The 14,711-nt window shown below is 28.9% G+C and carries 11 protein-coding genes; 6 read left to right on the top strand and 5 right to left on the bottom strand.

What is annotated here, in order from left to right; translation table 11 throughout:
* Positions 1–421, bottom strand: a 421-nt coding sequence (locus HY951_15275) for a hypothetical protein (GenBank protein MBI5541425.1), incomplete at its 3' end; no start/stop codon positions are given.
* Between the two features lie 171 nt (positions 422–592).
* Here HY951_15275 and HY951_15270 point away from each other — a divergent pair.
* Positions 593–1,420 carry a DUF2807 domain-containing protein gene (locus HY951_15270; protein MBI5541424.1) on the top strand — a complete coding sequence of 276 codons (828 nt, stop codon included), beginning with the start codon at positions 593–595 and terminating at the stop codon, positions 1,418–1,420.
* Between the two features lie 7 nt (positions 1,421–1,427).
* On the opposite strand, the gene HY951_15265 is transcribed toward HY951_15270, so the two are convergent.
* Positions 1,428–1,718, bottom strand: coding sequence for a hypothetical protein (locus tag HY951_15265; protein MBI5541423.1), 291 nt, complete (start codon positions 1,716–1,718; stop codon positions 1,428–1,430).
* Between the two features lie 243 nt (positions 1,719–1,961).
* Between HY951_15265 and HY951_15260 the strand changes: the two genes are divergently transcribed.
* From HY951_15260 to HY951_15250, 3 genes are read left to right on the top strand one after another with little or no spacing between them, the layout of a single operon-like run.
* On the top strand, positions 1,962–3,179 hold the full coding sequence (locus HY951_15260; GenBank protein MBI5541422.1) for a metallophosphoesterase: 1,218 nt from the start codon (positions 1,962–1,964) through the stop codon (positions 3,177–3,179).
* Positions 3,176–4,651: a cardiolipin synthase gene (gene cls / locus HY951_15255; GenBank protein MBI5541421.1), complete on the top strand. Its 1,476-nt coding sequence runs from the start codon at positions 3,176–3,178 to the stop codon at positions 4,649–4,651. Before HY951_15260 ends, cls begins: the two co-directional genes overlap by 4 nt.
* A gap of 13 nt (positions 4,652–4,664) precedes the next feature.
* Positions 4,665–5,045 carry a DUF1801 domain-containing protein gene (locus tag HY951_15250; protein MBI5541420.1) on the top strand — a complete coding sequence of 127 codons (381 nt, stop codon included), beginning with the start codon at positions 4,665–4,667 and terminating at the stop codon, positions 5,043–5,045.
* A gap of 118 nt (positions 5,046–5,163) precedes the next feature.
* On the opposite strand, the gene HY951_15245 is transcribed toward HY951_15250, so the two are convergent.
* The 3 genes from HY951_15245 to HY951_15235 all read right to left on the bottom strand — a co-directional run bounded on the left by HY951_15245 (position 5,164) and on the right by HY951_15235 (position 10,570).
* The gene (locus HY951_15245) at positions 5,164–8,130 is read right to left on the bottom strand and encodes an insulinase family protein (protein MBI5541419.1); all 2,967 of its coding nucleotides are present in this window, start codon (positions 8,128–8,130) and stop codon (positions 5,164–5,166) included.
* 192 nt (positions 8,131–8,322) lie between these two features.
* Positions 8,323–9,864: a DUF4301 family protein gene (locus HY951_15240; GenBank protein ID MBI5541418.1), complete on the bottom strand. Its 1,542-nt coding sequence runs from the start codon at positions 9,862–9,864 to the stop codon at positions 8,323–8,325.
* A 76-nt stretch (positions 9,865–9,940) separates the two neighbouring features.
* Positions 9,941–10,570: a phosphatase PAP2 family protein gene (locus HY951_15235; protein MBI5541417.1), complete on the bottom strand. Its 630-nt coding sequence runs from the start codon at positions 10,568–10,570 to the stop codon at positions 9,941–9,943.
* Positions 10,571–10,756: 186 nt separating this feature from the next.
* On the opposite strand from HY951_15235, the gene HY951_15230 reads away from it, so the two are divergent.
* Both HY951_15230 and HY951_15225 read left to right on the top strand, forming a co-directional pair.
* The gene (locus tag HY951_15230; protein MBI5541416.1) at positions 10,757–13,234 is read left to right on the top strand and encodes a TonB-dependent receptor; all 2,478 of its coding nucleotides are present in this window, start codon (positions 10,757–10,759) and stop codon (positions 13,232–13,234) included.
* Between the two features lie 93 nt (positions 13,235–13,327).
* Positions 13,328–14,695, top strand: coding sequence for an aminoacyl-histidine dipeptidase (locus tag HY951_15225; GenBank protein ID MBI5541415.1), 1,368 nt, complete (start codon positions 13,328–13,330; stop codon positions 14,693–14,695).
* Positions 14,696–14,711: the final 16 nt, after the last annotated feature.

Raw genomic sequence — 14,711 nt, 5'->3', positions numbered from 1 at the left:
TTAATATTTGATAAACGCTATCACAGTTAATTTTTACAGATTTTAGTTGATAAATTTTTGACGAAATATAATCGCCAAAATACCAGCTTGGTTTTAGACCATGAGTGTAAGAATTCTGGAAAAATTTAAGTATTGAGTCAACAGTATTAAAGTCAAAATCTTCAGTAAACCAGACAGACCTATAATCTCTTGTTGAATAAAAGAACTTTAATGTATCAAAGTTGTTTAATTCTTTATAACAAATTGATGAAGAGTCGGAAGGGTTTTCAAAAATATTTCTTAAAAACTCAGAATATACTTTAATATCAAATTCACTTTTACAATCACCTGAAATTATATCGCTTACATTTTTATTCTTACAGCTATTTATTGTAACAATAATAATAAACAGATAAAAACACCACCTCAAATTCTTCCTCATATAAAATAAATTCTACAGCTAATTATTACGAATAAATAATTCAATAGTTTCGATTAAAAATTAATAAAAATTTTAGAACCAAATTACAAAAAACACGTATATGTATTTGAGAACTAAAAAATAACAGTGCCATGAAAACAATTTGTCCCTAACACAGCAGTTTTAAAAACTATTTTCTTTTGCGCAATAATCATAACAACATTCTCAATAAAATCAATTGCTCAAAAGGAGGCAGAAGATAGTCGCAAAGTTGACGATCTAATTTTAAAACAATTTAATCAACTTGAGATTAAAGGAAATGTTATTGTATATTTATCGCAAAATGCCGAAAGTTCAATTACATACGAGGGTAATAAAAGTTCAGTAAGGTCAGTAAAAGTTCAAATTACAGATGGTATTTTAAGTATTGCAAACAAAGCAAATTCATCAAAAGAAAAAATTAAGATTTATCTTACTTTTCAAAATCTTGAAAGTATTAAAACAATTGGCAATGTAGAAATTGAGACAACCACAAATTTATTTTTCAACAAATTAAGCTTAGACTTAAGCGAAGAAACAGTAACAACGTTTTTCGTAAACTCTACAGACTTAAAATTACAGGTATATGGAAAAGGCGAAGTAAACTTATCTGGTTTTATTGATACTCTTAGAATTAATACCTATGATGATTGCGAAGTATTCAGTATAATTAAATCTAAAAAAGTTTTTTGCAGATCAACTGATCAAAGCAGCATAAAGTTTAAAGGAAATATATTTAAGCTTTACACTTTTGCATTAAAAAGCAGCTATATTGAAGCATTAAGCTGCGAAGTTGGAGTAAGTAGTATTGTAGCATTTGATGATGCAGATGTAAAACTTACTTCGCTTGATGCAACAGAGATTTATGCCTATGATAATTCTACTATTTATTACAGAAGTCAATATCAGGCAACAATACAAGAAAGCTCTTTCCATTCTTTTATAAAGGAAGAGCTCATTAAAACAGCTGTAAATAAATAAAATTCTATTATTTAGCTTCTACTAATTTAGAAAGCTTTTCAAAAGAACTATCTACTTTTTCAAATAAATCATCGTAAATAGCTTTGAAATGTGCTTTTACTTCTTTTTTTACACCTGACTTAGGAACATCATTAATTCTAGCAATTAAATCATTTCTTTTTTCAGCTATTTCATTAATGATATCAATTATTTCGTCGTTTTTTTTACCAGTATTAAGTGATAAACACAAAAAACTATCTGAAATTACTTCATCAACCAAAAAGTCAATGTCCTTTTTAATATTTCTAATACTTGCCATAATTATTTTTTTGCAAAGGTAATTTATTTTATTTCTTTTAAAAAACAGTTTCTCATAATTATATATATCGTTATAAATTATCTATTTAAAGAATTTAACATTATTTAGTGTTTTATAAATCTTAATAATTAACGACAAAAAAAAATCTAATTCGCTTTATTTTAACCACTAAAAGATATTTTTGTATTTCGAAACCTAAAAAAAATAGTTTTTACTATAATAATAGTTGACGATATTTGTAACATGAGAATGATACTTCCTTTTGGCATTTCTTTATTGATTTATCTTTTAGCAGAAATAGCTTTCATATATGGCATTAAAAAACATGTAATAAAAAATAAATTTCGTTTTAAAATTTTCATTTGGGTAGATATTATTCTCAGTCTCTTATTTATTATTGCATTTGCAATATACACATCTAAGATTCGCTCTAATCCTGATTTTATTGCATTCACAAATATGTTTTACACTCTCTCCTATTTTATGTTATTTTTTATACCAAAACTAAATATTGCAATATTTTTCTTATTAAATCAATTTATAAAATTTACTTTAAAAGCTATATTTAGAAAGGACTTTAAATTCAGCAAAATTACTTTAACCGGTGTTATTTTAAGTATATTAATTATAATTGGAATGTTATATGGAATAACCATTGGGAAAACTGATTTTACTGTTAGAAACTCTGAAATTTATTCTGATAAACTTCCAAAATCATTTGACGGATTAAAGGTTGTTCAATTATCAGATATTCATATTGGTAGCCTTTATTATAACAAAGAAGCATTAACTGAAGTTGTAAATATTATAAATAAGCTAAATCCTGATATTGTTCTACTTACCGGCGACCTTGTAAATAATTTCTCAGAAGAAGCAGATGGATTAGATTCTGTTTTTAATAGAATTAATGCACCTCTTGGAAAATTTGCTGTTTTGGGAAATCACGATTTTGGTGATTATACAATTTGGCGAACTCCGGAAACAAAAAATGCAAATCTTGAAAAAATTATAATGCATTATAAAGCGATGGGCTTTAATTTACTTAGAAATTCCTCTGTAACAATAAGCAATAATAACGATAGCATTTTTATTGCAGGCGTTGATAACTGGGGACTTCCACCATTTAAAAAATATGGAGATTTTAAAAAAGCTATTTCAAATATTACTGATAATAGTTTTACGATAATGCTTAGTCATGACCCAACACATTGGAATGAGGAAATAAAATTCTCAAAAAAAGTCGACATTACTTTTTCAGGTCATACACATGGAATGCAGTTAGGCATTGAGAAATTCGGGATTAAATGGAGTCCAGTAAAATACAGATATTCTCACTGGGCAGGACTTTATCAAAATAATAATAGTACATTGTACGTTAATCGAGGATTGGGTTGCATTGGATTTATGGGAAGAATTGGAATGCCACCAGAAATAACATTAATGATAATTCATAAAAAATGATTTTTTTAAATACAATATTCCAAGATATCTGGCACTATACTATTTATTGGTACGAATATGCTCTTTTACTTATTGGAATTATTGTTATTTTATTTTTAATTGTACAAAACAGAGATCCAAACCGAACATTAGCATGGATTTTAGCTATACTACTTATACCAGCAGCAGGAATTATTCTCTTCTATTTCTTTGGAAAAAATTATCGTAAAAAAAGAATATTTACGAAAAAAGAAATAGCAGACTTCAGACAAACAGAGAAGCTTATTGCATGGCAATCTGAGCACTTACTTGATGACTTAGACATTTCAAATTCTAAGATTTTATCAAAAGCAGGAATAATTAGGTTGCTTTTAAATAATAGTAAAGCATTATTAACCAGCATGAATAAAGTAACCATTTTAAATAATGGTGATGAAACTTTTCCTGCAATTTTTGAAGCTTTACAAAATGCAAAACATCATATTCACCTAGAGTATTATATGATTGAAGAAGATACTATTGGTGAAAAACTTAAAAAAATATTAATACAAAAAGCAAAAGAAGGTGTAGAAATACGATTAATTTATGATGATGTAGGGTCATGGAGCCTTAGTGATGAATATGTAGAAGAACTTACAAATGCCGGAGTACAGGCTAATGCATTTATACCTGTAAGATTCCCAAGATTTGCTCAAAAAATAAATTTCAGAAACCATAGAAAAATAATAATTATAGATGGGAAAACCGGGTTTGTTGGTGGTTTAAATTTCGCTGATCGTTATATGTACGGCGCTCCGGATATAGGTTTTTGGCGTGATACTCACTTAAAATTAGAAGGCACTGCTGTTGGTAGTTTGCAAGTTGTTTTTCTTACCGACTGGCATTTTACATCAGATAAATTATTAAATGATTCAAAATATTTTCCGGTATATGAATCATGCGAAAAATGTTTTGTACAAATAGCTACAAGTGGACCCGACTCAGATTGGGACAGTATAATGCAAACTTATTTTTATGCTATATCAACTGCCAAAGATTATTTATACATATCAACCCCCTATTTTATTCCAAACGAAAGTATTTTAACTGCAATAAAAACAGTTGCATTAAGTGGTGTAGATGTAAGAATTATATTACCAAGTCGCTCCGATTCTAAATTAACGTACTATGGTTCTATGTCTTACCTCAAGGAATTGCTCGAGGCAGATGTTCACATTTATATGTATAACAAAGGATTTACACATAGTAAAGTTTTAATTGTTGACGATGTATTTAGTTCTGTTGGTACGGCAAATATGGATTTAAGAAGCTTTGACCAAAACTTTGAAGTAAACGCTCTTATTTATGATGAAAAAGTTGCAACTAAACTAAAGGAATCGTTTATGGAAGATTTGTCTTATTGTGAATTATTAAGTTTAGAAGAATACTCTAAACGCTCAATTTCCAGAAGAATTGCAGAAGGCATTGCCAGAATTTTTAGTCCTATTTTGTAAATTAATTTTTGTAATGGAAACTATTAAATATAACAATGTAGAAGAATATATAACAACTTTTCCTGCTGATACCCAAATTCTATTAATTAAACTTAGAGCTACAATTAAAAAGGCTGCACCTGAAGCAGAAGAAGTAATAAGTTACAATATGCCGGCCTTTAAACACAAAGGCATATTAGTTTATTTTGCTGCATATAAAAACCATATTGGTTTTTACCCTACTTCATCAGGAATTAAAGCATTTCAAAATGAGCTTTCTGAATATCATGTAACAAAGGGTACAATTCAGTTTACATTAAATAAACCTTTACCAATCGCGCTTGTTACAAAAATTGTAAAATTCAGACTTAAGGAAAATAACGAAAAATTAATTGCAAGAATTAAGAAAAGATAATATTATTTTTTACTTATTTACTGTATTCTAATATGCTAATTAGCATAAAATCACATAATAAAAAAAACACCATGTTTGCATGGTGTTTTTTTTATTATGAGCAATGAAACAAATTAATTTACTGTGCTTCTATTTTAATAAGCTTATTAAAACTTTCTTTTTCAGCATTAATTTTATCAGTATTTCCAAAAACACATATTGCCTTCTGATTCAAAATATCCTGAATCATTTTAGAATAAGCCTTAATATCTTCGGGCTTTGCAGATAAAATATCATCTCTGTCTTTTTGAACATCTTCCATTGTACGTTTTCTTAAATGATATGAAAACGCAATATTTCCTTTTTGCTGAAGTGTTAATGGTGAGTCCATATCAGATATAGTACCAATAATATAACGTGTCATAGACTTTTCGTCAGCACTAAAATTGTTTAAATATTCAGGTATTTTATTATAAACATCAAATGTTGATTTTAAATTAGGATCTCTGTACGAACCAAAGGAAACCATGCCGTCAATTGAGAAACTGCATCTTCCCCCATATGCACCACCAATTACACGAACCTGATTATGTAAATAATCTGATGATAAAACCTGTGATAAAACACGCATATTGCCATTCCATTTATATCCGAGTTTCTTAAAATCATATCCGGTCATAACAAATTGCACTTTTGAAGTTGTAAGTATCCCTTCATTCTTATTTTCAAATTTAAATTGCCATGAATTATAAACCGGCTTTTCTGTAGGAAGTACTTTTGTAAATAAAGTTAAAGCATTAGAATATTTTTCAAAATCTTCTTTGCTACATGTTACAGTTGACATCATATTGTCTTTAACAAATAGTAGTTTAGATACTTTTAAAAGATTATTCTTTATAGTTTCAGCATTACTGTCAAAATTCTTTGTTATATCTGTTAAAAACCAATAATACTCTAGTCCATTAGTTAACTCATTAAACATTCCCTCATTACTATAATACGATGGTAAACGTCTGGCGGCAACATTATACCCATTACGTTTAAAAGATGCTTCTGTTTGAGATTGTAAGCGAGTTAAAACCTCTTTAATTCTTTCATTGTCGGTAAATTTTGATTTTAGAATAACCTCTTCTATTAACTCAAACAATTTATTAGTTTTTGAGTTCATTATTTTTGAATTCAGTTTAAAAACAGGAATCAACTTATTGTCATCATTACTCTCAAGATAAGTACTTAATGAAGTACTGAAACCTCCTGTATTAATATTTAAAAAACGATTTAGATCACCATAACTGTATTTTTCTGTATTAACCATACATAAAATATCAGATAACAGAGATGCATAAGGAATCAATTCTTTTGGTAAAACTCTCAAATCGAAGTTTAAATTCACATATTCAATCCCGTTTGTAAACTCTTCATGAAATAGCACTTTTGTTCCACCTATATTTTTTTCTTGACAACTAAAAAATGCCGCTTTTTTGTCGATATCCGATAGCGATAACATTGGTATAGATTCTAAAGCTTTTGGACTATCCTCAGATTTTTGAAAAGCAATAAGATCATTTGTTTCTTTTATTAATGCTTCAATTTGTTCGTTACTTAATTTAGCTTTATAAGCTTTTAACTCATTCTCAATATTAATATTCCTTTCTTTTTCCAGTCCTGGTTTTGGTTCCAGACTAACAAGAACTGAATGTTGGTTATTTAAAATATTTTCTTTTATAATGTGTTCTAAATAATTAGTAGATAAAGCTTTTTTTAATTCAGTTAATTGTTGTTCGTATTCAAGACCTTTAAATGGATTATCTTCAAATAACCAACCCATTTTAATATTATCCATATATGAAATTCCTTTTTGTGCATCGCTACCTTCACGTAATTGAAACTCGTAACGATTTAATACACCAAGAATTTCTTCTTTATCAATGCCTTTGTTTATAGCATCATTTAATGTACTTATTACAATTTCTTTAAATTTCTGTTTGTCCTGTGGATTTGCATTCTGAACATTAAAACTTAATAAATTCTGATTAAAATCCTGAACATAAGCTGAAACATCTTTTCCAATACCAGCTTTTTGCAATGCAACTCTAATTGGAGCAGATTCCTGATTTACCAATACTTCACAAATAATACTTAAAGCTAAGCGAAGTGTATAATCAGCACCACGACCTGTAACAAAATTCAAAGATATATATGTCTGATCAGTTGTTGAAGCTCCCTCCAATACAGGAAAAAACGCTGTTGCTTCTTTAGGTGCACTAAATGGTTTCTGATCTGTAATTATTATCTTACCTCCTGTGCGTGTATAATTAGAAAGATATTTACTATCAATAAATTCAAGCTCTTTATTAATATCAGCATTACCATAAAGGATAATGTAAGAATTCTCGGGATGATAAAATTTCTTATGAAAATCAACAAATTGAGTTTGTGTTAATGTTGTAATTGCTGATGGTAGTCCACCAGATTCACAGCCATAAGCATTATCAGGAAATGAATTTTTTAAATTCTGATACAAAAGTTCTCTCTGAGGGCTCGAAAATGCACCTTTCATTTCGTTATAAACAACACCTTTATATACAATAGGAGCATCCTTATCAGTAAGTTCATAATGCCATCCTTCTTGTTGTAATATTCTTGGTTCTGTATAAATTAATGGATTAAATACAGCATCAAGATATACATACATTAAATTAAAATAATCTTTATCATTCATACTGGCAAAAGGGTACTCTGTTGCATCTCTAGAAGTACCGGCATTTAAATATGTATTTAATGATCCTTTGCCCAAAATGTCAAATGGACTTTTTACAGGAAAACTTTTGGAACCATTAAGTACAGAATGTTCTAAAATATGAGCTACACCATTATCAGTTGTAGGAAGTGTTTTAAAAGTTATTCCAAATGTTTTATTCTCATCAGTTGAAGCAATTTTTAAAAGTTTTGCTCCACTCTTAACATGTTCATAATAATAACAATCTGCATTTACTTCTTTTACAAATCTTTTTTCGATTAATTTAAAACCGTGATTTAAAGTCTGGCTATATCCTGTCATTGCAATAAAACAAAATAAATTAATAATTAAAATTGAGTTTTTCATAAGATATTCATATAATAATTTACACAATATTACTTCTCAAAAAGTACACTAACAAATATATTCAACGAAAAGGAGGTTTTTCAATATGAAATGGAAATAATAAAATTCCATTTACTATAGAAGCTGTTTTTAATTAAAGAAATACTTAAAATATTTATTTCTATAACTGTTCTTAATAAAAACAGTTAATAATTATTTCTCCAAAGGTTGATGCTCGTTTCTTAACAAATCGTTTACTGTTTTTACAGGGTTAAAAGTTATGATTGGAACCTCCACAAAAATGGTATTCCAATATGCCATTGCTCCATTCCAAAGTCCGGGTAATTCTAACGCTTTTAAATCCATTCCATCCTTTGATTTTTTTGAAATAAAGCCTGTATCCGGGTCAATAAATTCAGTTAAATTGAACTTTTTTCCATTAAAATCTTTCACTGCACAAACTAAATCCACAGGATTAAAATGTGAAGCTTTTTTAAATGTATCTAACTGAATTTTATTAGAATAATCAATTTGAGAAGATTCTATTATTTGTAACGAAGAATTACCATTCGCTGATTTTACCCAATATGGACCTCCTCCGGGTTCACCCAAATTTTTAACCATGCCACAAATTCTGATTGGGCGGTTTAAAATTGACTTTATTTCTTCTAAAATTTTCGATTTATCTTTTGAAATTTTTAATTCAACAAAGAAATATTTCTTATAAAACTGACAAATTTCTTTAACGAAATTATCTGAATTTTCACCGTTATTTATTCTCAATAAAAAATCAAAAATCTGATCTCTTACTTTTATTAAAAGTCCACCAATTGTTTTTTTATAAATTACAGTTTGTTTCTTTAAATGATCAGGTACCACATTATCAATATTCTTTATAAAAATAATTGAAGCATCAATTTCATTAAGATTTTCAATTAAAGCCCCATGCCCACCAGGTCTGAACAACAGTTTTTTGTCTGCAGAACGAAATGGCTCATTGTCAAGCTTTACAGCTATTGTATCAGTTGATGATTTTTGAATTGAGTAACTAATATGAAAAATAACATTAAACAATTTTTCGTATTTTGACTGAACTTTTTTTACAAGTGCTTTAAATATTGCCAAATGCTCTGGAGTAACTGTAAAATGAATATTTACATTATTATTTGCAGAAACAGCATACTTGGCGCCCTCAGCAAGATGTTCTTCAAATGAAGTTCTTACTTCATTTTTATAAGAATGAAAACTAAGTAGAGCTTTAGGTAAATTACTGTAATTAAGTCCTTTTTGAGTTAACAACGCAGAAATAATACTAATATAATTATCTTGTTTAAATTCTTCCTCAATATTAAGATTATACTCTTTTTTTAGAACTTCACTCAATTCATTATAAAATGCAAATTGTGGCAGTTTTTCGAAAAATTCCAGTACCATGCTGAATTTTTTATCATTCTCAATATCAACAGATCCTGTCCATTCATCCATAAATGAGAATAAATCTTTAAACATTCTAGTTGCTGCACCTGAAGCTGGAACAAACTTTACAATATTTTCGTTTTCAGTGTTTTTATCATATAATTTAGTAAGTTCAGCTATTTCTTTTTCAGAAAAAACTTTTATCCCATCCTTGTCAATTGCAGGTCTGTCAAGCTCCACAAATGGAAAACCACTCTTAAAAAACTCTATTTGTTTTTCGGCAACTTTTGGGTTTATACCCAATTGTTTCATCTGATTTAAATCTTCTTTAGTAAACATATTTTATAATTTATTTATACTGTCATGCAGAACGTCCTCAACTGTTGCGGACACTAAAAATGACAAAAAACAATAATTAATACCTATTTAATTTCTGTGCTAATTTATAACAAAGCCATGAAAAAAACGGTGCAAAAATTACATCAATTGTAAAATGTACATGCTGCAACAAAACACAAGATGCAATAATAATAGTTAACAAAATAAATATCAACTTAATCCATCTATTCTCGGAGACAAGAAAAAAAAGAAAAATTGTTGCAGTATGACCAGAAAAAAATAAATCCTTAAGATTTGCCCTGCCCGAGTAAAATGAACTTTCGAGTAAAACATCTTTTAATGGTATTATTCCAACCGGTGGCTCAAGTGGAAAAATATACATTGTGATAATTCTGAAAATAAGAATCAACATATAAGCATTTAAGGTAATTAATGCCACTCTGGGTTTTGGAAGCAATAAAATTATAACAAATAACACTGAAAAATAAGTAAGCCCGAAAGTAAAAGCCGATAAATTAACTGGGGTTAATAAATTTAAAAGAGGGTCACTTATAACAATACCTTTTCGGTATTCATTAAAAGTCAGAAATTTTGTAATAAAAACCAGAAGTATAATTAAAACCGGAATTGTAATTAATACCCTAAATTTAAAAGGTTTTATTTTAAATGCAGCTATCCAATTATTTGAAATTGAAGAAAAATACATCCACAAAATATTTATAAAAAATATAGCTTAAAATTACTTTTTCAAAGGTAAAAAACTATGATATTATTCAATCTATTAATGGCATAATATTATAAATACATAAAATACAGCATTATAAAATCTAGTTATTAAATTAAACATAAACGTTTTTAAGATGTCTAATCGGACGTTAAAAAAATTATAATTATGTATAGAATTATACTTACTACAGCTATTGTATTATCAACTTTACAATTTTCGTTTTCTCAGGGAAGGCCTCAGATGGAAGGATTTAGTGGCGAAATCACAGGGAAATTAATAGAAAATGCATCAGGTAAGCCAATGGAATATGGAAATATCTCAGTTTATTCCATGCGTGACTCAACCTTAGCCGGAGGTTCAATCTCCGATGCAAAAGGATTTTTTATAGTAGATAAACTAAAACCCGGGTTTTATAAAGTTAAAATTGACTTTATAGGATATGATAGATTTGTAACAACGGCAAAAGTAAATCCACAAACACCTTCGGTTAATTTAGGCACAATAAAATTAAAACCAGCCTCTACTCAGCTAAGTGAGGTTGTGGTAAGTAGCGAAAAGCCTCTGGTAGAGTTTTCATTAGATAAAAAGGTGATTAATGTTGATAAAAACATTGTAACCGCTGGTGGTTCTGCAACTGATATTTTAAGAAATACACCATCTGTTTCAGTAGATATGGATGGAAATGTAAGTTTAAGAGGAAGCACAAATTTAACTATACTTGTTGATGGAAGACCTTCAATGCTTTCTGGTGCAGATAAAGCAGCCATTTTAGAACAAATACCTGCAAATACAATTGAAACAATAGAACTTATTACAAACCCTTCTGCAAAATATGACCCTGAAGGAATGGCTGGCATAATAAATATTAAAACTAAAAAAGAAAAACGTGACGGAACTAACGGTTTAGTTACACTTAATTATGGAACTTGGGAAAAATATGGAGCATCATTAAATTTAAACAGAAGAACAGGAAAATTTAATCTATATGCCAATTACGACTATAAGAATAACGATAGAAATGGTAAAAGATCGCATGATAGATTTTTTTACATGAATGATACCATTGCTTCAATTTATGATATAAATTCTACTAATAAATCTAAAAACGAGTCACATTCATTTAAAGGTGGTATTGATTATAACATTAATCCCATGAACAGCCTGACTCTATCTGGTAGTTACAGAATGGGAAAACGACCAGGTGACGATTATAGTTTAAATAAGATTTATGACTATACAAATAGTTTAGTAAAAGACTATAAACGTGATGAAATTTCTGATGATGATAATAATAATATTGATTTTGCTTTAGGATTTAAAAGAAAATTTGAACTAAAAGACAGAGAGTTAACCTCTGATTTATATTATTCAAAAAACGATCATAACGAAACAAACAATTATTTACAGGAAAATTATTTGCCCCTTGAAATCACGCCGGAACAAAGATCAAATAATATTGGAAATAATTCTAATATTACTTTTCAATCTGATTATTTAACACCAATAAATGAAAAAACAAAGTTTGGTGCTGGCGTAAAGTATATGATGAGAACTACTGATGACGATTACAAATTTGAAGAATATGATACACTTTCGTATGACACAATAAATAACTTTGCAGTTCAGGATTTTGTAAACAATACTAATCTTTCAAACCGTTTTAAATATACAGATCAGGTGTACGCAGGCTATGCAACTTATTCGATGGAATGGAAGAAATTCAGCTTTCAGGCAGGTTTAAGAGCAGAACAGACATATCAGTTTGGTGAACAAAAAACGATGGATAAAGATTTTACAAATGATTATTTTAGTTTATTTCCAAGTGCACATACTAGTTATTCCTTACCCAAAGAAAACAAATTGCAAATAAGTTATAGCAGAAGAATTAATCGCCCTTCTATTCATTCAATGAATCCATTTATAGATGCTTCAGACCCATTAACTTTACATACTGGTAATCCATATTTAAAACCCGAATATATCAACTCATATGAACTGGGTCATATAAAAGACTGGAAAAAAATATCACTAACATCATCTGTTTTTTATAAGCAAACTGATAATGTTGTTAGCCGTTTCAGAATTATTGATACAACAGGAGTTATAACAGTTATGCCAATAAACGTTAATAAAGCAACTTCATACGGTTTTGACTTTGTAATTTCAACTAGTCCTGTTAAATTCCTGAGATTATCTGGTGATTTCTCATGGTTTAAAACAACATTGGATGGAAGTAATCTTGATACTGATTTAACTAATTCCATTTTTAGTTATAATGGAAAATTTAATGCATCATTTTATCTTCCTAAAAATTTCTCGGCACAAATAAATTGTATGTTTGAAGGTCCTTCTGTACAAGCTCAGGCAATCAGAAAAGAGTTTTATACTGTTGACGCAGGTATAAAAAAAGATTTTAAAAACAAAAAAATATCATTATCACTAAGAGTTAGTGATATATTTAATACAATGAGTTTTAGAATAGTTACAGAGGATCCAAGTTTAAAAGCAAATATGGAATTTAAACGCGAAAGCCGGGTAGCTTACTTTACTTTAACATACAGAATAAATGATGGAGTTAAACAAAAAGAACGCAAAAATCAGGAAATGAATGGTGGTGGAGGTGAAATTGATATGGGAGAATAATCATTTTATATATATATGATTTTATAACAATGGCTTTTCTTTTTGAAGAGCCATTTTTTTATATAATTTTACCAAAAACAAAATACTAAATCTATGAAAACTATTAACCAGCTAAAACCTGTTGAAGTATTTACACAGTTTAATGATATTTTAAAAGTTCCCAGACCTTCAAAAAAAGAAGAAAAAATTATTTTGTTTTTGCTCGATTTTGCAAAAAAACATAAACTTACAGCAAAAAAAGACAGTGTTGGAAATGTATTGATTACAAAACCAGCAACAAAAGGATTTGAAAAAAAGCAAACCGTAGTTTTACAAAGTCACTTAGATATGGTTTGTGAAAAAAACAGTAACAGTAAGCACGATTTTGATAAAGATCCTATCAATGCTGTTGTTGATGGCGAATGGATAACAGCAAAGGGAACAACACTAGGTGCCGATGATGGCATTGGTATGGCAGCACAACTAGCTTTACTTGCATCAAAAACAGTACAACACAGTAAAATTGAGTGTTTATTCACAGTTGATGAAGAAACAGGATTAACCGGTGCATTTGCTTTAAAACCCGGATTCTTTACGGGTAAAATATTATTAAATCTTGATTCGGAAGATGAAGGTGAATTATTTATTGGCTGTGCAGGTGGAAGAGATTCAGTTGCAACATTAAAATTTGAAAATAAAAAAACACCTGGAAAACAGGTTGCACTAAAAATTAATATAAGTGGATTAACTGGTGGTCATTCAGGTGATGATATTCATAAAGGTTATGCTAACTCTGTAAAAATTGCAACAAGATTTTTATGGCAAATAAATGAAAATTATGGAATACGACTCTCCTCTTTTGAAGGTGGAAATTTAAGAAATGCCATTGCACGTGAAGCATCTGCAGTATTCGTTGTTACAAGTGAATTACCAAAAAAAATCATTGGCGATTTTGAATTATTTTCAGCAGCTGTAAAAAGCGAATACGCTTTAACAGAGCCTAACATGACATTAACTATAGAGCTTTGCGAAAAACCACAATATGTAATCGACCGTAAATCGCAATTCAGATTATTAAATGCTTTATATGCATGTCCTCACGGAGTAATTGCATGGAGTCAGGAAATGCCAGGGTTAGTTGAGACTTCAACAAATCTGGCTTCTATTAAATCCATTTCAAAAAATAAAATAGAAATAACCACTAGTCAGAGAAGCTCTGTAGAATCAGCAAAAACAGATATAGTAAACATGGTTTCCAGTGTATTTAAAATGGCTGGTTTTAATGTAAAAAATTCAAACGGTTATCCTGGCTGGAAACCAAATACTAACAGTAAAATTTTAAATATTAGTAAATCTTCTTACAATAAACTTTTTGGAAAATATCCTATAGTTAGAGCTATTCACGCTTGCTTAGAATGCGTTTTATTTTTAGAAAAATATCCTGAACTTGACATGATCTCCTTTGGTCCTACTTTACGCTGAGTACATAGTCCAAGTG

It is taken from the genome of Bacteroidia bacterium (genome assembly GCA_016218155.1).
Classification (GTDB): Bacteria; Bacteroidota; Bacteroidia; order Bacteroidales; family GWA2-32-17; genus GWA2-32-17.
This window is presented reverse-complemented; position numbering and strand designations above follow the sequence as displayed.

Excerpts from the sequence above, each read along its gene's own strand:
- HY951_15250 (MBI5541420.1), top strand. The coding sequence starts at position 4,665 with ATGGAAACTATTAAATATAACAATGTAGAAGAATATATAACAACTTTT.
- HY951_15265 (MBI5541423.1), bottom strand. The coding sequence starts at position 1,718 with ATGGCAAGTATTAGAAATATTAAAAAGGACATTGACTTTTTGGTTGAT.
- cls (MBI5541421.1), top strand. The coding sequence starts at position 3,176 with ATGATTTTTTTAAATACAATATTCCAAGATATCTGGCACTATACTATT.
- HY951_15235 (MBI5541417.1), bottom strand. The coding sequence starts at position 10,570 with ATGTATTTTTCTTCAATTTCAAATAATTGGATAGCTGCATTTAAAATA.
- HY951_15240 (MBI5541418.1), bottom strand. The coding sequence starts at position 9,864 with ATGTTTACTAAAGAAGATTTAAATCAGATGAAACAATTGGGTATAAAC.
- HY951_15225 (MBI5541415.1), top strand. The coding sequence starts at position 13,328 with ATGAAAACTATTAACCAGCTAAAACCTGTTGAAGTATTTACACAGTTT.
- HY951_15260 (MBI5541422.1), top strand. The coding sequence starts at position 1,962 with ATGAGAATGATACTTCCTTTTGGCATTTCTTTATTGATTTATCTTTTA.
- HY951_15230 (MBI5541416.1), top strand. The coding sequence starts at position 10,757 with ATGTATAGAATTATACTTACTACAGCTATTGTATTATCAACTTTACAA.
- HY951_15245 (MBI5541419.1), bottom strand. The coding sequence starts at position 8,130 with ATGAAAAACTCAATTTTAATTATTAATTTATTTTGTTTTATTGCAATG.